Source organism: Pseudogulbenkiania sp. FW507-F1 (genome assembly GCF_058781125.1).
Map to the genome: position 1 here is coordinate 89,304 of NZ_JBYSWM010000008.1, position 21,215 is coordinate 110,518.

General features: G+C 65.4%; 28 protein-coding genes. 27 read left to right on the forward strand and 1 reads right to left on the reverse strand.

Annotation, left to right across the window (positions count from 1 at the left end; all coding sequences use genetic code 11):
• The first annotated feature begins 3 nt into the window (after positions 1-3).
• The 3 genes from AC3WG5_RS07190 to AC3WG5_RS07200 all read left to right on the forward strand — a co-directional run bounded on the left by AC3WG5_RS07190 (position 4) and on the right by AC3WG5_RS07200 (position 1,760).
• On the forward strand, positions 4-555 hold the full coding sequence (locus AC3WG5_RS07190; RefSeq protein ID WP_492568265.1) for a cytochrome c oxidase assembly protein: 552 nt from the start codon (positions 4-6) through the stop codon (positions 553-555).
• Positions 552-728, forward strand: a complete 177-nt coding sequence (locus tag AC3WG5_RS07195) for a DUF2970 domain-containing protein (protein WP_014088637.1) — start codon at positions 552-554, stop codon at positions 726-728. Before AC3WG5_RS07190 ends, AC3WG5_RS07195 begins: the two co-directional genes overlap by 4 nt.
• A 174-nt stretch (positions 729-902) precedes the next feature.
• A complete protein-coding gene (locus AC3WG5_RS07200) occupies positions 903-1,760 on the forward strand; it encodes a cytochrome c oxidase subunit 3 (RefSeq protein WP_492568266.1) in 858 nt (285 codons plus the stop codon).
• Between the two features lie 61 nt (positions 1,761-1,821).
• On the opposite strand, the gene AC3WG5_RS07205 is transcribed toward AC3WG5_RS07200, so the two are convergent.
• Entirely contained in the window at positions 1,822-2,019 is a 198-nt protein-coding gene (locus tag AC3WG5_RS07205) for a DUF2909 domain-containing protein (protein WP_008952108.1), read from the reverse strand.
• On the opposite strand from AC3WG5_RS07205, the gene AC3WG5_RS07210 reads away from it, so the two are divergent.
• The 24 genes from AC3WG5_RS07210 to AC3WG5_RS07325 all read left to right on the forward strand — a co-directional run.
• The gene (locus AC3WG5_RS07210) at positions 1,985-2,716 is read left to right on the forward strand and encodes an SURF1 family protein (RefSeq protein ID WP_492568302.1); all 732 of its coding nucleotides are present in this window, start codon (positions 1,985-1,987) and stop codon (positions 2,714-2,716) included. The genes AC3WG5_RS07205 and AC3WG5_RS07210 overlap by 35 nt on opposite strands.
• A complete protein-coding gene (locus AC3WG5_RS07215; RefSeq protein ID WP_492568267.1) occupies positions 2,713-3,261 on the forward strand; it encodes a hypothetical protein in 549 nt (182 codons plus the stop codon). The genes AC3WG5_RS07210 and AC3WG5_RS07215 overlap by 4 nt, the downstream gene beginning before the upstream one ends.
• Before the next feature lie 152 nt (positions 3,262-3,413).
• Positions 3,414-4,430 (forward strand): COX15/CtaA family protein, encoded by a 1,017-nt coding sequence (locus AC3WG5_RS07220; protein WP_492568268.1) that lies wholly within the window; start codon positions 3,414-3,416, stop codon positions 4,428-4,430.
• Positions 4,427-5,326, forward strand: a complete 900-nt coding sequence (cyoE, locus tag AC3WG5_RS07225) for a heme o synthase (protein ID WP_014088632.1) — start codon at positions 4,427-4,429, stop codon at positions 5,324-5,326. Before AC3WG5_RS07220 ends, cyoE begins: the two co-directional genes overlap by 4 nt.
• The gene (locus AC3WG5_RS07230; RefSeq protein WP_008952113.1) at positions 5,326-5,913 is read left to right on the forward strand and encodes an SCO family protein; all 588 of its coding nucleotides are present in this window, start codon (positions 5,326-5,328) and stop codon (positions 5,911-5,913) included. Before cyoE ends, AC3WG5_RS07230 begins: the two co-directional genes overlap by 1 nt.
• Before the next feature lie 37 nt (positions 5,914-5,950).
• Positions 5,951-6,721 carry a flagellar brake protein gene (locus AC3WG5_RS07235; RefSeq protein ID WP_232503502.1) on the forward strand — a complete coding sequence of 257 codons (771 nt, stop codon included), beginning with the start codon at positions 5,951-5,953 and terminating at the stop codon, positions 6,719-6,721.
• Positions 6,722-6,760: 39 nt separating this feature from the next.
• Positions 6,761-7,402 carry an ATP phosphoribosyltransferase gene (hisG, locus tag AC3WG5_RS07240; protein WP_014088629.1) on the forward strand — a complete coding sequence of 214 codons (642 nt, stop codon included), beginning with the start codon at positions 6,761-6,763 and terminating at the stop codon, positions 7,400-7,402.
• Positions 7,403-7,420: 18 nt separating this feature from the next.
• Complete coding sequence (gene hisD / locus AC3WG5_RS07245; protein ID WP_492568269.1) at positions 7,421-8,713, forward strand: histidinol dehydrogenase; 1,293 nt, start codon at positions 7,421-7,423, stop codon at positions 8,711-8,713.
• Positions 8,714-8,844: 131 nt separating this feature from the next.
• The gene (hisC, locus tag AC3WG5_RS07250) at positions 8,845-9,915 is read left to right on the forward strand and encodes a histidinol-phosphate transaminase (protein WP_492568270.1); all 1,071 of its coding nucleotides are present in this window, start codon (positions 8,845-8,847) and stop codon (positions 9,913-9,915) included.
• Positions 9,916-9,917: 2 nt separating this feature from the next.
• Positions 9,918-10,511, forward strand: coding sequence for an imidazoleglycerol-phosphate dehydratase HisB (hisB, locus tag AC3WG5_RS07255; protein WP_040652113.1), 594 nt, complete (start codon positions 9,918-9,920; stop codon positions 10,509-10,511).
• On the forward strand, positions 10,508-11,149 hold the full coding sequence (gene hisH / locus AC3WG5_RS07260; RefSeq protein ID WP_492568271.1) for an imidazole glycerol phosphate synthase subunit HisH: 642 nt from the start codon (positions 10,508-10,510) through the stop codon (positions 11,147-11,149). The genes hisB and hisH overlap by 4 nt, the downstream gene beginning before the upstream one ends.
• 24 nt (positions 11,150-11,173) lie before the next feature.
• Complete coding sequence (hisA, locus tag AC3WG5_RS07265) at positions 11,174-11,914, forward strand: 1-(5-phosphoribosyl)-5-[(5-phosphoribosylamino)methylideneamino]imidazole-4-carboxamide isomerase (protein ID WP_014088625.1); 741 nt, start codon at positions 11,174-11,176, stop codon at positions 11,912-11,914.
• A 77-nt stretch (positions 11,915-11,991) separates the two neighbouring features.
• Positions 11,992-12,759: an imidazole glycerol phosphate synthase subunit HisF gene (gene hisF / locus AC3WG5_RS07270; RefSeq protein ID WP_008952121.1), complete on the forward strand. Its 768-nt coding sequence runs from the start codon at positions 11,992-11,994 to the stop codon at positions 12,757-12,759.
• Positions 12,760-12,773: 14 nt separating this feature from the next.
• A complete protein-coding gene (hisI, locus tag AC3WG5_RS07275) occupies positions 12,774-13,172 on the forward strand; it encodes a phosphoribosyl-AMP cyclohydrolase (protein WP_294865546.1) in 399 nt (132 codons plus the stop codon).
• 114 nt (positions 13,173-13,286) lie between these two features.
• A complete protein-coding gene (locus AC3WG5_RS07280; protein WP_008952123.1) occupies positions 13,287-13,613 on the forward strand; it encodes a phosphoribosyl-ATP diphosphatase in 327 nt (108 codons plus the stop codon).
• 19 nt (positions 13,614-13,632) lie between these two features.
• Positions 13,633-13,956 carry a histidine triad nucleotide-binding protein gene (locus tag AC3WG5_RS07285; protein WP_008952124.1) on the forward strand — a complete coding sequence of 108 codons (324 nt, stop codon included), beginning with the start codon at positions 13,633-13,635 and terminating at the stop codon, positions 13,954-13,956.
• Positions 13,957-14,023: 67 nt separating this feature from the next.
• Entirely contained in the window at positions 14,024-14,221 is a 198-nt protein-coding gene (gene tatA / locus AC3WG5_RS07290) for a Sec-independent protein translocase subunit TatA (RefSeq protein WP_008952125.1), read from the forward strand.
• Between the two features lie 15 nt (positions 14,222-14,236).
• Positions 14,237-14,755, forward strand: a complete 519-nt coding sequence (tatB, locus tag AC3WG5_RS07295; protein WP_492568272.1) for a Sec-independent protein translocase protein TatB — start codon at positions 14,237-14,239, stop codon at positions 14,753-14,755.
• Complete coding sequence (gene tatC / locus AC3WG5_RS07300; protein WP_008952127.1) at positions 14,752-15,480, forward strand: twin-arginine translocase subunit TatC; 729 nt, start codon at positions 14,752-14,754, stop codon at positions 15,478-15,480. The genes tatB and tatC overlap by 4 nt, the downstream gene beginning before the upstream one ends.
• Positions 15,477-15,827 (forward strand): DUF2069 domain-containing protein, encoded by a 351-nt coding sequence (locus AC3WG5_RS07305; protein WP_008952128.1) that lies wholly within the window; start codon positions 15,477-15,479, stop codon positions 15,825-15,827. Before tatC ends, AC3WG5_RS07305 begins: the two co-directional genes overlap by 4 nt.
• 91 nt (positions 15,828-15,918) lie before the next feature.
• Positions 15,919-18,078: a type I secretion system permease/ATPase gene (locus AC3WG5_RS07310; RefSeq protein ID WP_008952129.1), complete on the forward strand. Its 2,160-nt coding sequence runs from the start codon at positions 15,919-15,921 to the stop codon at positions 18,076-18,078.
• Positions 18,075-19,493 (forward strand): HlyD family type I secretion periplasmic adaptor subunit, encoded by a 1,419-nt coding sequence (locus AC3WG5_RS07315; RefSeq protein WP_492568273.1) that lies wholly within the window; start codon positions 18,075-18,077, stop codon positions 19,491-19,493. The genes AC3WG5_RS07310 and AC3WG5_RS07315 overlap by 4 nt, the downstream gene beginning before the upstream one ends.
• Positions 19,494-19,497: 4 nt before the next feature.
• Complete coding sequence (locus AC3WG5_RS07320; protein WP_492568274.1) at positions 19,498-20,112, forward strand: helix-turn-helix transcriptional regulator; 615 nt, start codon at positions 19,498-19,500, stop codon at positions 20,110-20,112.
• A gap of 89 nt (positions 20,113-20,201) precedes the next feature.
• Positions 20,202-21,215 (forward strand): retention module-containing protein (locus AC3WG5_RS07325; protein WP_492568276.1); only part of this gene is annotated, 1,014 nt, incomplete at its 3' end.

The following is a 21,215-nucleotide window of genomic DNA, read 5'->3' on the forward strand; positions in this document are numbered from 1 at the left end:
AGTATGGCGGAATCGAGCCGAGCGGATAACCGGGTACTGCTGCTGAAACTGGGCGTCATCGCCTGCGTAATGTTCGCCTTCGCCTGGGCGCTGATCCCGCTGTACCGGGTGATCTGCGAGGTGACCGGCATCAACCAGCTGGTCAAGGCCGATGCTCCGGCGCCGGCGGCAGTGGCGAGTGATTCGGCGGTCACGGCGGCGCCGGTGCGCCTGCGCTTCGACGCCACGGTGCAGGCGGGCCTGCCGTGGCAGGTCAGGCCGCTGGTGGGGCAGATGGCGGCGCCGCGCGGCGAATTCGTGCGGGTCGACTACGAGATCACCAACGCCAGCAACCGCGAGGTCACCGGCCAAGCGGTGCCGCGCTACCTGCCGGCGGCGGCCGGTAATTACGTCAAGAAGCTGGAGTGTTTCTGTTTCCGCCAGCAGGTCTTCAAACCCGGCGAGACCCGGCGCTTTCCGGTGGTGTTCGTGATCGACCGCGCCATGCCAGCCGAGATCGGCGAGATCACGCTGGCCTACAGTGTGTTCGACGTGCCAGGGCAGGGGACGCCGTGAAATGGCTGGCCGGGGTGTCGGCGGTGTTGTCGGCGTTTCTCGGCATCCGCAAGGGCAAGGCGGCACGGCAGGACGTCACACTGCGCTTCTGGCAGATCGCGGTGGCCGCGCTGCTGCTGCTGGCGTGTTTCATCGGCGGGCTGTTACTGCTGGTGTCGCTGGTGACCCGCTGACGTCGACGGGTCTGGACGCGCCAAGGCGGGCGGCGGCCTGCGGCGTAGTAGGGCGCTCGGCGCGTTGCCGGTGCCGGGGCTGCTGAGCGGGGGTGCTGTCGCTGCTCTTCCGCGCGGCCGGGCCGTACTCGTTCCGGCTGGGGCGGGGAGTGAGTCATCTACAGGAGAACGGGCATGGAATCGGTCTCGCATCAAACGCATTACTTCGTGCCACAACCCTCGCGCTGGCCGGTGGTGGGTGCGCTGGCGCTGTTCTGCCTGGGCTTGGGCGCGGCACTAGCCGTCAACGGCGTCGGTTTTGGCAAGGTGTTGCTGGGGGTCGGCTTCGCCATCCTGTTCTACATGCTGTTCGGCTGGTTTGGCGACGTCATCCGCGAGAGCCTGAAAGGGGAGTATCACGGCAAGGAGGACACCTCGTTCCGTTGGGGGATGGGCTGGTTCATTTTCTCCGAGGTGATGTTCTTTGCCGCTTTTTTCGGCGCGCTGTTCTACGTGCGCACGATCTCGGTGCCCGAGCTCGGCAATTTCGAACACAAGCTGCTCTACCCGGATTTCGCCGCCGCGTGGCCCTTGTCCACCGGGCCCGGCATCACCCAGCCTTACCAGGCGATGGCGGCGTGGGGGCTCCCGGCCATCAATACGCTGATCCTGCTGTCGTCGGGCGCCACGCTGACCTGGGCGCACTGGGGGCTGATCCAGGGCAAACGCGCGTCACTGATCGTCGGCCTGGGCATGACGGTCATGCTGGGGGTGTTGTTTCTCAGCCTGCAGGCCTACGAATACCGCCACGCCATGCACGAGCTGAACCTGACGCTGGCCTCGGGTGCCTACGGTATGACCTTCTACATGCTGACCGGCTTTCATGGCATGCATGTGCTGCTGGGGGCGATCATTCTGGCGGTGGTCTGGCTGAGGGTGATGCGGGGGCATTTCAACCCCGAGCACCATTTCGCCTTCGAAGCGGCGGCGTGGTACTGGCACTTCGTCGACGTGGTGTGGCTGCTGCTGTTTACCCTGGTGTACTGGCTCTAGGGAGCGCCGGCCAGTGTCTTTATTCTTCGGCCAACCTCAGGGTTGGCCGAACGGGCGGAACTCACAGGTGATGGGGGCGCCACCAGCCGAACAGCGCGCCCAGAATCAGCAGGCAGAACAGGCCGATCGACAGCCCGACCCGGAGCGTCAGAGAGCGCACTACGCGTTGCGAGCCGGGCTCACTGCGCAACAGGCCGTTCAAGCCCCAGAACAGGGTGAGGATGATGCAGGCGAGCAGAACGAGTACGAGCAGTTTCATATCCGGTCCCCCTTTACCAGTGTCCTCTTGTAAGCCTAGACGAAAGTCCCGGGCTTGGCAGGCGCTGGGGTTGGTCCTGCTGGCCGGCGTGCCCGGCCTCCTCTCTGTCTGGCAATGGCAGCGAGGCGAGGTTCGCTCCGCCCAACTGGCGGCGTTCGATGCGTCGGCACGGCGTCCGGCAGAGCCCCTGCAGACGCGAGTACTGTCCTCCGTGCCGGACATGAGCCGGGTGCAGCTGCAAGGCCGGCCGATGGCAGCGTCATTGCTGCTGGCCAACTCGCTGCTGGAGGGCCGCCCGGGGGTGAGGGTGTTGGTACCGCTGGCGCTGGCCGATGGCTCGGTGGTGCTGGTGGATAGGGGGTGGCTGGCAGACGCACGGGCAGGCACGCCGCTGCCGCCATTGCCCGCCAGACTGGACGGGCGCTGGATGCCCTTGCCGCAGCGCTTCACGCTACCCGGCGCGATGCGTGGCACCCAGGGCCGGGTGGACGACGTCGATCCGGTTCAATTAGCCCGGCGCTTGGGCCGGCCCTTGCGCGGCGGGGTGGTGGTGTTGGGTGAGACCACCGCGCCGTTGCGGGCCTGGCCCGCCCGTCCCCCCTTCGATCCGCGTCGCCACTATGGCTATGCTTTGCAATGGCTGCTGCTTGGGCTATGCCTGATAGCAGGGTCGGTGCTGTTGTGGAGGCGCACATGATGTCATTGCCCATCGATGGCCAGCCCGCCCGTGCCGGGGGCGCGGTGCCGCGACGCCGGGGCCGCCTCAAGCTGTTCCTGATCGCCCTGTGTTGCATCAGCCCGGTGCTGGGGTCCTACCTGGCGTACTACCTGATGCCGCCGGCCGGGGGCAAGAGCTACGGCCAGCTGCTGCAGGTGGCGCCGCTAGCCAGCGCGCGGCAGGAGGGGTGGCCCCGGGGCAAGTGGGTGCTGCTGACAGTGCAGGCCGGGCGCTGTTCCGATGGCTGCAAGCAGCGGCGTTTCGTGCTGCGGCAGATCCATGCCGCGCAGGGGGAGGCTTTCACGCGGATGCAGCGCGTCGAGCTGCGCACGCCAGGTGCCGGCCCGCTGCCGGCGGGGCTGCTCGGGCTGCCGCTCGACCCCGCCGCTGCCTTGCGTCGCGACGGCTACTACCTGATCGATCCCCTGGGCAACCAGGTGATGTTCTACCCCGATCAGGCCGAGCCGGGGCCGGTCATCCGCGAACTGACCCGCCTGCTCAAGACCAATAACGGTCTGGGCTGAGCGCGGGCGCCGCGTGCCGGGTCCGGGCGCGCAAGACTCACGGCCTGTGGCTTGGCGCGGGCCGGTAGCCGCCAGAACCGCTGCCTGCGCTGCCCGGCCTGGTGGGCCAAACGGTGCTGACCACGACGGGAAACCCGTCCGAAAGGGGAGACATGAGAAAGCTCATCGGTTTCGCCATCCTGCTGGCCTGTCTCGTGGTGCCGTTCGGCGCCTACGTGCGGTTGTCCGACGCCGGCCTGGGGTGTCCCGACTGGCCAGGCTGTTACGGCCAGCTCTCGCCCCACCATGCCGCCGACACCATCCAACAGGTCGCCGTGGCCAACCCCGACGGCCCGGTGAGCCTGCCCAAGGCGTGGAAGGAAATGCTGCATCGCTACCTGGCGGCCTCGCTGGGGCTGGTCATCCTGCTCACGGCCGTGCTGGCCTGGCGGCGGCGTCACGAGCGGCTTCCGGCCAGTCTGTTGCTCGCCGGGGTAGTGGTGCAGGGCCTGCTCGGCATGTGGACCGTCACCCTGTTGCTCAAGCCCGCCATCGTCTCGCTGCACCTGATCGGCGGCATGAGTATCGCCGCCGGGCTGCTGTGGTTTGGCCTGCGTCGGCCGGCCGTCGAGGCGCCCCATGCCGTCACCGGGCTGGCGTGGTTGCTGGTGCTGGCGGTGCTGATGCAGATCGCGCTCGGCGGCTGGGTCTCGTCCAACTATGCCGCGCTGGCGTGCCAGGGCTTTCCGACCTGCAATGGCGCCTGGCTGCCGCCGGCGATGCGCTTCGAGCACGCCTTCCATCTGTGGCGGGAGCTGGGCATGGCGCCGGACGGCACACCGCTCGACAGCGCCAACCTGATCGCCATCCACTGGTTGCATCGTGCCGGCGCGGCCCTGGTGTCCGTGCTGGTGTGGACGCTGGTGCTGGGGGGCTGGCGCCAGGCTGCGCTGCGTCCGTTGCTGTTGCTGTTGCTGGGGGCCTGGCTGCTGCAGGTGGCGCTGGGCATCGCCAATGTGCTGTTGCAACTGCCGTTGCCGCTGGCCGTGGCGCACAACGCCGGGGCATTGTTGCTGCTGTCGGTGACGGTGCTGCTCGCCGCGCAATGCCGCTGGCGCGCCTTGCCGGCGCTGCCCACGCTGTCCGTCCGGCTGCACCACGGCCTGACCGACAAAAGGAGCCTGCAATGACGACGCTGAGCCGCGACCTCACCCGGAGCCACGTGCGCGCCTTGTGGCAATTGGCCAAGCCGCGCGTGGTGGCGCTGATCGTGTTCTGCGCCGTGATCGGCATGTTCCTCGCCACGCCCGAGCTGCCTTCGGCCAACCTGGTGATTCCCGCCACGCTCGGCATCGCGCTGGTGGCCGGGGCGGCGGCGATGGTCAACTGCCTGGTCGAGCGCACCGTCGACGCGCGCATGCGCCGCACCGCCTGGCGCGCCACCGCACGCGGCGAGGCCGGCGTGCTGGAGACGCTGCTGGTGGCGCTCGGCGCCGGCGGTTTCGGCATGGCGCTGCTGGTGGCCTTCGTCAACGCGCTCACCGCCTGGCTGACGCTGGCCACCTTCGTCGGTTACGCCATCGTTTATACCCTGCTGCTCAAGCCCAACACCCCGCAGAACATCGTGATCGGCGGCGCCAGCGGCGCCATGCCGCCGGTACTGGGTTGGGCGGCCGTCACCGGCGACATCAGCGCGCTGCCGTTGGTGCTGTTCCTGATCATCTACACCTGGACCCCGCCGCACTTCTGGGCGCTGGCGCTGTACCGCCGCGACGACTACGCCCGCGCCGGCCTGCCGATGCTGCCGGTCACCCACGGCATCCGTTTCACCACCCTGTCCATCCTGCTCTATGCCTGCCTCTTGGCCGGGGTGACGCTGCTCCCGGTCGCATTGCGCGAGGCAGGCCTGCTCTACCTTGTCGCCGTTGTCATGCTCAACGCCCGTTTTATCTGGCTTGCCGCCCATCTCCATCGCCAGTATGCTGACGCCCTCTCGCGCCGCACCTTCACCTGGTCGATCTGGTACCTGACCTGGCTGTTTGCGGCCCTGCTGATCGATCACTACTGGTGGATTGCTCCGTACTGATGCGCGCATTCATAGTCAGACTGCTGACGTGCTTGTTGCTGGCTTCGCTGCTGGCCTGTTCTCCCGACACCCCGAAGGCGGAATTCAAGGGTACCGATATTGCCGGCGTCAAGTTCGGCGGCGACTTCACCCTGACCGATCACACCGGCAAACCCCGTTCGCTCAGCGAGTTCAAGGGCAAGGTGGTGGCGCTGTTCTTCGGCTATACCCATTGCCCCGACGTCTGCCCTACCACCATGCTCGAGTTCGCCTCGGCGATGAAACTGCTGGGCTCCCAGGCCGACCAGGTCCAGGTGCTGTTCATCACTGTCGACCCCGAGCGCGATACCCCGGCGCTGCTGGCCGGCTACGTGCCGCATTTCGACCCCCGCTTCATCGGCCTGAGCGGCTCGCCGGAGGCCGTGCGCGAGGTCGAGGCACGCTTCAAGATCGTGGCGCAGAAGCGTGCCGAGCCGGGCGGCGGCTACAGCGTGGACCACAGCGCCGGCGCCTATTTGTTCGATCGGAGCGGACAATTGCGCGTCTATCTGCCTTACGGTTTGCCCGCGGCCGATCTGGCTCATGATATAAAAGAGCTAATACGCTAAAATGGGCGTCGATGCGCCGCCGAAGATACCGAAAGTCGTGATTGTGACCGAAGAAAACCGCTCCGATAGCCCGGTCGCCCCCAGTGACACGCTGGACCTGGCCAACTACACCCTGGCATCGCCGGTCGAGATTGCCCACCATCTGCGCAGCATTGCCCAGCAGGGGCATATGGTGACGGTGTTTTCCAACAAGGGCCGCACCTTCATCCTCACCCGTATCCTCGGCGTCGACGCCCAGAACGGCACCCTGACGCTGGACTGGGGGGCCGAACCCGGCGTCAACGAGCAATTCCTGGCCAGCGAGCGCAACGTCTTCGTCTGCTCGCCGGACGGGGTGAAAACCCAGTTCGTCACCGGCCAGCCACGGCGCATCGAGCTGGACGGACGCCCGGCGTTCGAGGTCGACCTGCCGGAGCAGGTGATCAAGCTGCAGCGGCGCGAGTTCTTCCGCATCCAGACCCCGGTCGCCAACCCGGTGATCTGCCGCATCGTCGACTACCCGCAGCACACGCTCGACCTGCCGCTGTTCGACATCAGCCTGGGCGGCCTGTCGTTCTGGCTGCCGTCGCCGTCCACGGCGGGTTTCGACGTCGGGCAGGTGTACTACGACTGCTCGCTCGACCTCAAGCCGCTGGGCGTGCTGCAGGTCCGCCTCGAAGTGCGCCACCGCCTGCCGGTCCAGCGCCGCAACGGACAGGATGCGCTGCGCATCGGCTGCGCCTTCCAGCAGCTGCCGACCGCCATGGAAAACCTGATCCAGCGTTACGTCGGCCAGCTCGAGCGCGAACGCCGCGCCCTGATGCCCTGATGCCCAACCTTACTGAATATTGATTGCCTGAGCCTCGCCATGACGCTGACGATTGCCCTGTCCAAGGGCCGCATTTTTGAAGAAACCCTGCCGCTCCTGGCCGCCGCCGGTATCGTTCCGGCCGAAGACCCGGAGTCCTCGCGCAAGCTGATCATCGGCACCAACCATCCGGACGTGCGCCTGGTCATCGTGCGTGCCTCCGATGTGCCGACCTACGTGCAGTACGGCGCCGCCGACCTCGGCATCGCCGGGCGCGACGTGCTGATCGAGCACGGCGGCGCCGGCCTGTACCAGCCGCTCGACCTTAACATCGCCAAGTGCAAGATGATGGTGGCGGTGCAGAACGGCTTTGACTACGACGGTGCCGTCAAGCACGGCGCGCGCCTCAAGGTGGCCACCAAGTACCCCAAGATCGCCCGCGAGCACTTCGCGCAGAAGGGCGTGCACGTCGACATCATCAAGCTGTACGGCTCGATGGAACTGGCGCCGCTGGTCGGCCTGGCCGACGCCATCGTCGACCTGGTGTCCACTGGCGGCACCCTGCGCGCCAACAACCTGCTGGCGGTCGAGCACATCCTCGACATCAGTTCGCGACTGGTGGTGAACCAGGCCGCGCTGAAGCTGAAATACAACACCATCCAGCCGGTGCTGGATGCCTTCGCCTCGGCCGTGCCGGCCTGAGCCAGAAACGGAACCAGCATGCTGCGACTCTCTTCCTCCCAAGCCGATTTTGCCGAGCGCCTGAAGGCGCTGCTGGCGTTTGAAACCGCGCAGGACCCGGCGGTCGATGCCGCCGTGGCCGCCATCTGCGACGACGTCAAGGCGCGCGGCGACGCGGCGCTGGTGGAGTACACCAACCGCTTCGACCGCACCGACGCCGCCTCGATGGCCGGCCTGACGCTGTCGCGCGACGAGCTCGAAGCCGCCTACCAGCGTCTTTCGGCCAACGTGCGCGAGGCGCTGGAAGCCGCCGCCGCGCGCGTGCGGCGCTACCACGAGAAGCAGCTGATGCAGTCGTGGAGCTACGAGGACGAGGACGGCACGCTGCTGGGCCAGCAAGTCACCGCGCTCGACCGCGTCGGCATCTACGTGCCGGGCGGCAAGGCCGCCTACCCCAGCTCGGTGCTGATGAACGCGCTGCCGGCCAAGGTCGCCGGCGTGGGCGAGATCATCATGGTGGTGCCGACCCCGGGCGGCGAAAGGAACGACCTGGTGCTGGCCGCGGCCTACGTCGCCGGCGTCGACAAGGTGTTCACCGTGGGCGGGGCGCAGGCCGTCGCCGCGCTGGCCTACGGCACCGAGAGCGTGCCGCAGGTCGACAAGATCACCGGCCCCGGCAACGCCTACGTTGCCGCCGCCAAGCGCCGCGTGTTCGGCGTGGTCGGCATCGACATGGTGGCCGGTCCGTCCGAAATCCTGGTGATCTGCGACGGCGAGACCGATCCGGACTGGATCGCCATGGACCTGTTCAGCCAGGCCGAACACGATGAAATCGCCCAGGCCATCCTGCTGTGTCCGTCGGCGGACTACATCGCCCAGGTCGAGGCCAGCATCGCGAAGCTGCTGCCGACCATGCCGCGCCGCGCCATCATCGAGGCCAGCCTCGGCAACCGCGGCGCGCTGATCGAGGTGATGGACCTGGCCGAGGCCTGCGCCATTGCCAACTACATCGCCCCGGAGCATCTCGAGCTGTCGGTGGCCGAGCCGGAAACCTGGCTGCCCGGCCTCAAGCACGCCGGCGCCATCTTCATGGGCCGCTTCACCTCCGAGAGCCTGGGCGACTACTGCGCCGGCCCCAACCACGTGCTGCCGACCAGCCGCACCGCGCGCTTTGCCAGCCCGCTCGGGGTGTACGACTTCCAGAAGCGCACCAGCCTGATCCGCGTCTCGCACGCCGGCGCGCAGAAGCTCGGCCAGATCGCCAGCGTGCTGGCTCACGGCGAGGGCCTGACCGCCCATGCCCGCGCCGCCGAATTCCGGCTGGATAAATGAGGCGGGCAAGACCGTCCCCGAGTAGCCCAATCGGAACGAACGCGGTACGATGACGACTTGTCGCCACCCTGAGCCGGCCCCATGCCGGGCCGCAGCGTCCCGGCCGTGATCGGCCGGTTCGTGGAATCGAGATGAAACTGTCTGCACAACACCTGGTCCGCCCTGAAATCGCCGCGATGGGGGCCTATCACGTCGCCGATGCCTCGGGCCTGATCAAGCTCGACGCCATGGAAAACCCCTACCGCCTGCCGCAACCGCTGCGCGCGGAACTGGGGCAGGCGCTGGCCGACGCGCTGATCAACCGCTATCCCGATCCGCATGGGGGCGGCTTGAAGCCGCAGCTCAAGCACGCCTTCGCCATCCCGGCGGCGGCCGAGGTGCTGCTCGGCAACGGCTCCGATGAAATCATCACGATGGTGGCACAGGCCTTGGCCAAGCCCGGCGCGGTGATGCTGGCCGCCGAGCCGTCGTTCGTCATGTACAAGATGAACGCGCTGTTCTCCCGGCTGGAGTACGTCGGGGTGCCGCTCAAAGCCGACTTTGCCCTCGACCTGCCGGCGATGCTGGCCGCCATCGAACGGCACCAGCCTGCCGTGGTGTTCCTGTCCTACCCCAACAACCCGACCGGCAACCGCTTCCCGCGTGAAGACGTGTTGGCGGTATTGGACGCCGCGCCGGGGCTGGTGGTGGTCGACGAGGCCTACCAGGCCTTCGCCGACGACAGCTTCATGGATCTCGCCGGCCGCGTCGACAACCTGCTGGTGATGCGCACGCTGTCCAAGCTCGGTTTGGCCGGCATCCGCCTCGGCTACGCCGCCGGTTCCCCGGACTGGATCGCCGAACTCGACAAGGTGCGCCCGCCGTACAACGTCAACGTGCTGACCCAGGTGGCCGCCAAGGTGGCGCTCAAGCACATGGACGTGTTCAACGCCCAGGCCAGCGAACTGCGCCGCGAGCGCGCCAGGTTGGCCGAAGCGCTGGCACAGTGGCCAGCCTGCACCGTATTCCCGAGCGAGGCCAATTTCCTCACGGTCCGCGTCCCGGACGCCCCGGCCCTGTTCGACTACCTGCGTCAGCAGGGCATCCTGATCAAGAACCTGCACGGCGCCCATCCCTTGCTCGCGCATTGCCTGCGCTTCACCGTCGGCTCGCCGGACGAGAATTCCGCGGTACTTGCCGCGCTTAACGCCTATTTCGAATGACCATGCGCACCGCTACCGTTACCCGTAATACGCTGGAAACCCAGATCACCGTCAGCCTCAACCTGGACGGCACCGGCCACTCCCATTTCGATACCGGCGTGCCGTTCCTCGACCACATGCTGGACCAGATCGCCCGCCACGGCCTGATCGACATCGAAATCGTCGCCAAGGGCGACCTGCATATCGATGCCCATCACACCGTCGAGGACATCGGCATCACCTTCGGCCAGGCCTTCGCCAAGGCCATCGGCGACAAGAAGGGCATCCGCCGCTACGGCCACGCCTATGTGCCGCTCGACGAAGCGCTCTCGCGCGTGGTGATCGATCTGTCCGGCCGTCCCGGCCTGCAGTACCACATCGACTTCACGCGCGCCGCCATCGGCGGCTTCGACGTCGACCTGTTCTCCGAATTCTTCCACGGCTTCGTCAACCACTCGATGGTGACGCTGCACATCGACAACCTGCGCGGCGTCAACAGCCACCACCAGGCCGAGACCGTGTTCAAGGCCTTCGGCCGGGCGCTCAGGATGGCAGTGGAGTTCGACGAACGCATGGCCGGCGTGACGCCGTCCACCAAAGGGACGCTGACAGCATGAAAGTCGCCGTTATCGACTATGGCATGGGCAACCTGCATTCCGTGCTGAAATCCGTCGAGGCCGTCAACGAGGTCGGCGCCGAGGTGTTTCTGACGCGCGATCCCGAGGCCATCGTCAAGGCCGACAAGGTGGTGTTTCCGGGGCAGGGCGCCATGCCCGATTGCATGCGCGAACTGAACAGCTACGGCTTGGCCGAAGCGGTGATCGAAACCACCAAGAGCAAGCCGTTCTTTGGCATCTGCGTTGGCGCCCAGCTGTTGTTCGAGCACAGCGAGGAGGGGGATACCCCCGGTCTCGGGCTGTTTGCCGGCAACGTGGTGCGTTTTGCCGACGGTATGGTCGACGCCAACGGCGATCGCCTCAAGGTGCCGCACATGGGCTGGAACCGGGTGTTCCAAACCCGGTCGCACCCGCTGTTCGCCGGCATCGACGACGGCGAGCGCTTCTACTTCGTGCACAGCTACCATTTCGCCCCGGCCGACCCCGGCCTGACCCTGGCCGAGAGCGAATACCCCGGCCGGTTTTCCTGCATCGTGGGGCGCGACAACGTGTTCGCGACCCAGTTTCACACCGAAAAGAGCCACCGCGCGGGACTTCAGATGATGAAGAACTTCCTCGCCTGGGACGGCAGTGTTTAACTTACCGACAAATCACTCAGCACCATGTTGCTCATACCCGCAATCGACCTCAAGGATGGTCAGTGTGTCCGCCTCAAGCAAGGCGTGATGGAAGATGCCACCGTGTTCTCGGACGACCCGGTCCAGGTGGCCGTGCACTGGCGTGATCAGGGCGCCCGCCGCCTGCATCTGGTGGATCTCAACGGCGCCTTCGCCGGCAAGCCGAAGAACCTGGCGGTGATCCGCGACATTCTCGCCGAGGTAGGCGAGGATTTGCCGGTACAGCTCGGCGGCGGCATCCGTGATCTCGACACCATCGATGCCTATCTCGGCATGGGTCTCAAGTACGTCATCATCGGCACCGCCGCGGTGAAGAACCCCGGCTTCCTGCATGATGCCTGCGATGCCTTCCCCGGACAGGTGATCGTCGGCCTCGACGCCAAGGACGGCATGGTCGCCATCGACGGCTGGGCCAAGATCACCCAGCACAACGTGATCGATCTGGCCAAGCGCTTCGAGGATTACGGCGTGGCCTCGGTGATCTACACCGACATCGGTCGCGACGGCATGCTCAACGGCGTGAACATCGAGGCCACCGTCAAGCTGGCGCAGGCGTTGACCATTCCGGTGATCGCCTCCGGCGGCCTGACCAACCTCGACGACATCAAGCAGCTGTGCGCGGTGGAAGGCGAAGGCATCGAAGGTGCCATCACCGGCCGCGCCATTTACGAAGGCAGCATCGACTTCGCCCAGGCCCAGAACCTGGCCGACGAGTTGAGCGTCTAACTGATTTGCGGGGCACTGCCGCACCAGTCATGTGGCTGGTGACGGGGTGTCCCGTCTTGCCGTGGTAGCACTCGCCCATGCCTTTAGCCAAACGCCTCATTCCCTGCCTCGACGTCACTGCCGGCCGCGTGGTGAAAGGGGTCAACTTCGTCGGCCTGCGTGACGCCGGCGACCCGGTGGAAATTGCCCGTCGTTACAACGAACAGGGTGCCGACGAACTGACCTTCCTCGACATCACCGCCAGTTCCGACGATCGCGACATCATCCTGCACGTGATCGAGTCGGTCGCCGAACAGGTGTTCATCCCGCTGACCGTGGGCGGGGGCGTGCGCAAGGTCGAGGACATTCGCCGCCTGCTCAACGCCGGCGCCGACAAGGTCAGCATCAACACCGCCGCCGTGACCAACCCGGAACTGGTGAAAGAGGCCGCAGACAAGTTCGGCAGCCAATGCATCGTGGTCGCCATCGACGCCAAGGCGGTGACGCCTGAGAACGACCGCTGGGAAGTGTTCACCCACGGTGGACGCAACCGCACCGGGCTCGACGCGGTGGAGTGGGCGCAGAAGATGCAGGAGCTGGGCGCCGGCGAGATTCTGCTCACCAGCATGGACCGTGACGGTACCAAGATCGGCTTCAACCTGCCTCTGACCCGCGCCGTGTCCGAGGGCGTGAACATTCCGGTGATCGCCTCGGGCGGTGTCGGCAACCTGCAGCATCTGGTCGACGGCATCAAGCAAGGCAAGGCCGATGCGGTACTGGCCGCCAGCATCTTCCACTTTGGCGAATACACCGTGCGTGAGGCCAAGGAAGCGATGCAGGCCGCCGGTATCGAAGTGCGGCTGTAAGCCAGACCGAAAGAATGGAAGCGAAGATGAACTGGCTTGATGAAGTGAAGTGGGACGAGGACGGCCTGGTGCCGGCCATCGCTCAGGACGCCAGCAGCGGCCGTGTGCTGATGGTGGCGTGGATGAACCGCGAGTCGCTGCAGCTCACCGCCGATACCGGTATCGCCCATTACTGGAGCCGCTCGCGTCAGCGCCTGTGGAAGAAAGGCGAGGAGTCGGGCCATCTGCAAAGCGTCAAGGAACTGCGCCTCGACTGCGACGGCGACGTGGTCACCATGCAGGTGGAGCAGGCCGGCGGCATTGCCTGTCATACCGGCAGGGAAAGCTGCTTCTACCGCCGCTACGAGAATGGCGGCTGGGTGGTGGTGGACGAGGTGCTGAAAGACCCCGACGCCATCTACCACCAGCATTGAACCGGGCTTCCCGGCCGATGTTTGACCTAGGATAACCCTGCTCGACCTTTGTTAACGGCCGGTAACAGAATCGACATATACTTGCCGGATTAACCGCACAGGAACCCCGACACCATGAGCATTGACGTGCTGAAAACGATCGGCGACACGCTGGAAGCCCGGCGCGAAGCCAGTCCGCAGTCCTCCTACGTGGCTTCGCTGTTCCACAAGGGCGAGGATGCCATCCTGAAGAAGGTCGCCGAAGAGGCCGCCGAAACCCTGATGGCGTCGAAGGACAAGGACAAGCTGCACCTGGTGCGCGAAGTGGCCGATCTGTGGTTCCACTCGATGGTGCTGCTCACCTATCATGGCCTGCGTGCCGAGGACGTGCTGATGGAGTTGAAGCGCCGCGAGGGCATTTCCGGCATCGACGAAAAAGCCTCCCGTACCCCGACCGCCTGATATCCAAGGATTTGTGGACATGAGTGACTGCCTTTTCTGCAAGATTGCTGCCGGCGAGATTCCCTGCGACAAGGTATACGAAGACGACGACGTGCTCGCCTTCCACGACATCCGGCCAATCGCCCCGGTGCACTTCCTGATCATTCCGAAGCAGCACGTGGCGTCGCTCTCCGAGTGTGGCCCGGAGCACGAGGCCATGCTGGGCCGTCTGCTGGCGCACGTTCCCAAGCTGGCGCGCGAGCAGGGGCTGGCCGCCGGTTTCAAGACCGGCATCAACACTGGCCGCGCCGGCGGTCAGGAAGTGTTTCACCTGCATATTCATGTGTTCGGCCACAAGGCCTGAGCAACATGACCGCGGCGCTGTCCAGGCGCGCGGCCTGAACGATCGTATTAAGTAAAGGGAAGTCATCATGGGTTCTTTCAGCATTTGGCACTGGCTCATCGTGTTGGTGGTCGTGGTCCTGATCTTCGGCACCAAGAAGCTGCGTAACGTCGGCGAGGATCTCGGCGGCGCCGTGCGTGGTTTCAAGGAAGGCATGAAGGGCGAGACCGAGAAGGATGACAAACCGGCTGGCCGCGTTATCGACGGCGAGTCCGAGAAGAAGTAAGCGGCGGACTGCGCGGTGTTTGAGATCAGTTTTGGCGAGCTGCTGCTGATTGGCGTGGTAGCGCTGGTCGTCCTGGGGCCGGAAAAGCTGCCGACGGTGGCGCGCACTCTGGGTGCCCTGATCGGCCGGGCGCAGCGCTTCGTCGCCAGCGTCAAGGCCGACATCCACCAGCAGGCCGACCTGACCGGCCTCGCCTCGCTGCAGCAGGAGGTACAGAACGCGGCTGCTTCGTTCCGGCAGAGCATCGAGACCGAGATGAAGGAGGTCGAAGGTGTGATGCAGGAGAATGTCGCGGCCGTGCGTGCAGTCGGTGACGAGGCCACCGCCGTGCTCGATGCCGCCCACTCCTCGATTGCTCCGCACTCTCCCGAGCCGGATGCGGCGCTGGGAGCCGATCTGTTTGCGGCCGCTCACGAAGGTGACAGCACTGAGCCGGGCGCCGCGCCTGCCGTGGTCCACGATGAAAACCAGCTGGATCTGTTCGACAGTCCTCCGGTGAAACCCGCCACCCCTCCTGCCGAAACGCGCGAATGAACGAACAGCCTCTCCTGGCGCATCTGATCGAACTGCGCACGCGCCTGGTGCGTGCCGCCGCCGGTCTGCTGATTGTGTTTCTGGCCCTGTTCCACTGGTCCGGCGACATTTACCACCTGCTGGCCAAGCCTTTGCTCGACGTGCTGCCCAGCGGCAGCAACATGATCGCCACCGACGTCACTGCGCCGTTCTTCGTGCCGGTCAAGGTGACCATGCTGGTGGCGTTCCTGATCTCGTTGCCAAATACCCTGTATCAGATCTGGGCCTTCGTCGCCCCGGGCCTGTACGCCCACGAGAAAAGGCTGATTCTGCCGCTGGTGGTGTCCAGCGTGGTGCTGTTTTTCACCGGCATGGCCTTTGCCTATTTCCTGGTGTTCCCGGTGGTGTTCGGCTTCATGTCTTCGGTGACCCCGCAAGGGGTGGCGATGATGACCGACATCGACAAGTACCTGTCCTTCGTACTCGGCATGTTCGTCGCCTTCGGCGTCACCTTCGAGGTGCCGATCGTGGTGATCCTCCTGACGCGCATGGGCATCGTGACGGTGGAGAAACTGCGGGCCGGCCGCCCCTACGTCATCGTCGGAGCTTTTGTCGTCGCCGCCGTGGTGACGCCGCCCGACGTGTTGTCGCAGATCATGCTGGCGCTGCCTCTGTGGTTGCTGTACGAGTTCGGCATTATCATGGCCATTTTCTTCGGGCGTCAGCCCAAGCGCGAGACCGCATGAGTGTACGTTTCTTTCATTGGGGGGCGATCGTCAGTCTGATCGCCCTGATCCTGCTGACCCTGGGCTGGGAGCTGTGGCTGGCTCCCTTGCGTCCGGGCGGCTCGCTGCTGGCCTTGAAGGCCGTGGTGCTGCTGGCGCCGCTGATGGGGGTGCTCAAGGGGCGCATCTACACTTACCAGTGGTCGAGCATGTTCATCCTCGCCTTCTTCGCCGAAGGCGTGATGCGGGCCTGGGCCGACGCCGGGCTCTCGCAACAGCTGGCCGGCGTGGAGGTCATGCTGACGGTGTTGTTCTTCGGCTTCGTCATCTTTTTCGTTCGCTCCAGCCAATCCCAAAAAAATACATAATTGTCCTGCCTTACCCTTCTGGAATGTCCTATAACTGACTGAAACAGTAATAACGATTCAGTCAGGTAATGTGGCCAATAGGGGGTAGGAGATGGATAGCGCTTCCATCAAGGACATCGGGATATCCCCGAGGTCCGTGCATGTGGATCCGCTGCTGGAATGCCTGTTCCAGCTGACGCGCATTCATGGCGTGACGACCACGCACGAGGCGTTGGTGGCGGGCATCCCGCTCTCCAACAATCGGCTGACGCCGGCCTTGTTCGGTCGCGCCGCGCGGCGCACCGGCCTCGCCTCGCGCGTGAGCCGGCGTCCGCTCGACACGATAGACCAGCATCTGCTCCCAGCGGTATTGCTGCTCAAGGATGACGATGCCTGCCTGCTGTGGGGCTGGAACGATGACGGCTCTGCCCGTATCAGCCTGGGTGCCTTGAGCGACGGCGAGATGACCATGGCGCGCGAAGAGCTCGATGGGCGGTATCTCGGCTATGCCATCTTCGTTCGTCCCCGTTTCCGCTTCGAACCGCGTGCTCCCGAACTGGGCCGGGTGCGCACGCGCCACTGGTTCTGGCAGGCGCTGCTGGAGTGCCGTCCGCTGTACCGCGATGCCCTGGTGGCGGCCACCTTGCTGAATCTGTTCGCGCTGGCGACGCCGGTGGTGACCATGAACGTCTACGACCGCGTCGTGCCGAACCGGGCCACCGATACCCTGTGGGTGCTTGCGCTCGGCTTGGGGCTGGTGCTGCTGTTCGACTTCCTGCTGCGCATGACGCGCAGCTACCTGATCGATATCGCCGGCAAGCGGGTCGATGTCATGCTGTCTTCCCTGATCTTCGAAAAAGTCGTCGGTCTGCGCTTCGATGCCCGGCCGGCTTCGGTCGGCGCGTTTGCCGCCAATCTGCGCGCCTTCGAGCAGGTGCGCGATTTCATCGCTTCGGCCACCGTGACGGCCTTCGTCGATCTGCCTTTCGTGTTGCTGTTCATGGCGGTGATCGCCTGGATATCCCCGTGGTTCCTGCTGCCCCTGTCTCTGGCGATGGTGCTGATTCTCGGCGCGGCGCTGTTGATTCAGCCGCGCATGCAGTCGCTGACGCAGGACAGCTTCAAGGCGGCGGCGCAGCGCAACGCCTACCTGGTGGAGGCTCTGGTCGGGCTCGAGGCGATCAAGACGCAGTGTGCCGAGGGCGAGCAGCAGCGGCGCTGGGAGGCGGCCACGTTGTTCCTGGCTCAGATCGGTACCCGGCTCAAGGTGCTGTCGTCGCTGGCGAGTCACTTTGCTTCGTTTCAGCAGCAGGTGATCGTGGTTGGCATCCTGATCGTCGGGGTGTACGCCATCATCAATGGGGACGCCAGCCTGGGGGCACTGATCGCGGCGATGATGCTCAGCAGCCGGGCGCTGTCGCCGATGGGGCAGGTGGCCGGGCTCTTGACGCAATACCACAACGCACGCAACGCCCTGACGTCGCTGGAGGGCTTGATGAAGATGCCGGTGGAGCGCGACAGTGACACCCCTTTCTTCCATCGCGTGCAGTTTGTCGGTGAGATCGAGTTCAACAACGTCAGTTTCGTCTACCCGGGCACGCAGCAGGCGGTGCTGAAGGATGTGTCGTTCCGCATCAAGGCTGGCGAGCGGGTGGCCTTGCTGGGCCGGGTGGGTTCGGGCAAGAGTTCGCTGCAGAAGTTGATGATGGGGCTGTACTCGCCGACCGAGGGGGCGGTACGGGTCGATGGCATCGATATCCAGCAGCTCGACCCAGCCGAATTGCGGCGCCACGTCGGCTATGCGGCGCAGGATCCGCTCCTGTTCTATGGCTCGCTGCGGCAGAACATCACCATGGGGTCGAGCTTCGTCCACGATGCCAGCGTGGTTGCCGCCACCGAGATGGTCGGGCTGAGCGATTTCGTCAACCATCATCCGCAAGGCTACGACATGCTGATCGGCGAGCGTGGCGAGTCGCTGTCCGGGGGACAGCGCAAGGCAGTGTGCCTGGCGCGGGCACTGGTCAACGCGCCGCGCATCCTGCTGCTGGATGAGCCGACCAGCAATATGGACAGTGCCAGCGAGACCAAGGTGAAGCAGTCGCTGGCCAAGCTGGCGCAGGGACGGACCATGGTGCTGGTAACGCATCACGCGGGGCTGCTCGATCTGGTCGATCGTCTCATCGTGCTGGATCAGGGGCAGGTGGTGGCGGATGGTCCGAAGCAGCAGGTGCTGGAGGCGCTCAAGGAAGGGCGGCTGGGGAGAGGGCTATGAGCGAGGGTCGCGGTTGGCGTCATTGGCTGCGGGTGCGGCTGTCGGGCGCGGAGGGGGGGCTGGGGCCGGCCTGGCTGGAGCGCTGGCTAGACTGGATCAGTGCGCGTGATCTGCGGGAGCGGCAGGATTTTGCCGCCGATGCCGATTGGGCGATTCTGGAGCAGCAGCCGGTGCGGCCGCGCTTCTTTGTCTGGCTGCTGCTGGCGATCGTGTTTGCCGGTTTGGTGTGGGCGTCGTTGGCCCAGGTGGACGAAGTGGCGCGCGGCGAGGGCAAGGTGGTGCCCTCCAGCCAGATTCAGCGCATCCAGAGCCTGGACGGCGGGGTGGTGTCGGAGATCCTGGTGCGCGAGGGGAATCGGGTGCAGAAGAACCAGCTGTTGTTGAAGATCGACAGCACCCGTTTCGAATCATCGCTCAACGAGAACCGCGCACAGTACCTGTCACTGTTGGCCAAGGCGGCGCGGCTGCGCGCCATCACCGACGGACGGGCCTTCGTGGTGCCGCCCGAGGTACAACGCGAAGCACCCGACATCGGGGCGCACGAGCTGGAGCTGTACGGCTCGAAACGGCGCGAGCTCGAGGCCAACGTGTCGATCGCCCGCGAGCAGCTGGCGCAGCGCAACCAGGAGCTGGTGGAAGTGCGGGCGCGGCGGGAACAGGCCGAGCAGGGGCTCGGCTACACCACCAAGGAGCTTCAGGTAACCCGCCCGCTCAAGGACAGCGGGGCCGTGTCCGATGTCGACCTGCTGCGGCTGGAGCGTGATGTCAGCCGCTTCCGCGGTGAGCGCGACATGGCGGCGGCACAGATCCCCAAGATCCAGGCGGCCATCGCCGAGGCGCAGCGCAAGATCGAGGAGGTGGAGCTGTCGTTCCGCAACCAGGCCAGCGCCGAGTTGTCCGAGACCCTGGGAAAGCTGAGCAGCCTGACTGAAACCCGGGTGGCGCTGAACGACCGGGTGAAGCTGGCCGAGTTGCGCTCTCCGGTCAACGGCACGGTGAAACAGCTGCTGGTGAACACCATCGGCGGCGTGGTGCAGCCGGGCAAGGACATCGTCGAAATCGTGCCGACGGAAGACACGCTGTTGCTGGAGGCGCGCATCCTGCCGCGTGACATCGCCTTCCTGCACCCGGGGCAGAAAGCCTTCGTCCGCTTCACGGCCTATGATTTCGCGATCTACGGCGGGCTCGACGCCACGCTGGAGCAGATCGGTGCCGATACCGTCACCGACGACAAGGGCAACGCCTTCTATCTGGTGCGGGTGCGGACGCGCAAGTCTTATTTGGGGAGTGCGTCGCGCCCGATCATTCCGGGCATGGTGGCCGAGGTGGACATCATGACTGGCAAGAAGAGCATCCTGTCCTATCTGCTCAAACCGGTGCTGCGTGCCCATAGCTATGCCATGACCGAGAGGTAAGGCCGTGACGATCCTGCTCGCGACCTCGAGTCTGTATTTGTGCCAACGCTGGACGGAGGCACTGGCCGACGACGACCCGGTGATAGTGGACGATGGCGACCACCTGGGCCGGCAACTGGCCGGAGAGGCGCCGACCGTTCCCCTGTTGCTGGACCTGGCATGGCCGCATGCACCGCGTAGCGATGCGGACTGGCAAGCGCTCGCCCGGCGGTGCCGGCCGCTGGTGCTGGCCGATGCCCCGCAGGAGCAACAGGGCCTGCACCTGTTCGGACTTGGCGTGCGCGGCTACGGGCATACGCTGTCGCCGGCGGTCATGCTGCGGCTGATGGTCGATACCGTCCTCAATGACGGGGTGTGGGTCGGCGCGGCGCTGATGGCGCAGATGATCGGCACTCTGTCCCGTGTCATCCCGGAGAAGCCGACGGTGGATGGCTGGCGCGATGCGCTCAGCGTGCGGGAGCAGGAGGTCGTGGAGCAACTGCTGACCGGTGCCAGCAACAAGCTCATCGCCCGAGAAATGGGCATCAGTGAGCGCACCGTCAAGGCGCACCTGAGCGCGGTGTTTGAAAAGCTCGAGGTTTCCGACCGTTTGCAATTGCTGCTGAAGGTGCGAAGTTAGTCGGGTGATTGCCCTTCAGTACAATAAGAACTTGTTGATCGGCCTCCTATGCTTACGGTATCCATTCATCGAGTATAGGGAGAAGCACCATGGCCATCACGACGCATGTTTCCAGCGAAATCGCCGTGTCGGGCGAAGCCAAGGTCGATAGTGTCCACGGCTCCGTCAGAGTCATCAATGGCCAGGGTGAAGTACGCCTGCTCAAGGCGGGTGACATCGTCCACGTTGGCGAGCGGATCGTGGCGGATGCCGATGGTTCCGCCGTTCTGCTCACGGCCAGCGGCGACTCTCTGGTCATCGAAGGAGGGCGGCTGGTCGGCCTGGACGAGTCCATCCTCAATCCCCAAGCCGTTCCCGATACCCATGAAGCGGCGCTGCAGGCGCCGTCGGTGGATCAGCAGGCCGCCGCGGATACCAATGCCATTCTGCAGGCGCTCGAGTCTGGCCAGGACCCCTTCGCGGCCTTGGCGCCAGCCGCAGCCGGCTTGAGCGGGGCCGGTGGCGAGGATGGCGGGCTCACCTTCATCCGCCTGGCACGCATCACCGAGGGGCTGACCGATATCGGACTGGTGGGTAGTTTCGATATCGCGAACGTACAGCAGAACGATCTGGGCGGCACCTTGCCGGCCCTCTCGGTGAACAATGGTGTCACCATCAGCGACCTGACCCCGGCGGTACAGGGCGGCGAGGGTACGGTGTTTGAGGCCGGTCTGGCGGGCGGCAGCACGCCGGGGGCTGCGACCAGCTTCACGGGCACCTTCGCAGTGACCGCCCTCGATGGACTCAACACCATTACGGTGGGCGGGGTCACGATCGTCTCGGGTAACGCGCTGACGGCGAACACCACGATCACCACGGCGCTGGGGAGCACCATCACCATCACCGGGTTCGATCCGGCGACCGGGGTGGTGAGCTACTCCTACACGCTGAACACGGCGGAAACGCACGCCAGCGGCGACGGCAACAATGGCCTGCTCGACAATGTGACGGTCACCGCCACCGATGTGGATGGCAGCAACTCGACCAGCACGCTGAGCGTGAACATCGTCGACGACGTGCCGACGGCCCATCCGGACACGGCGAGCGTGACCGAAGACGGCACG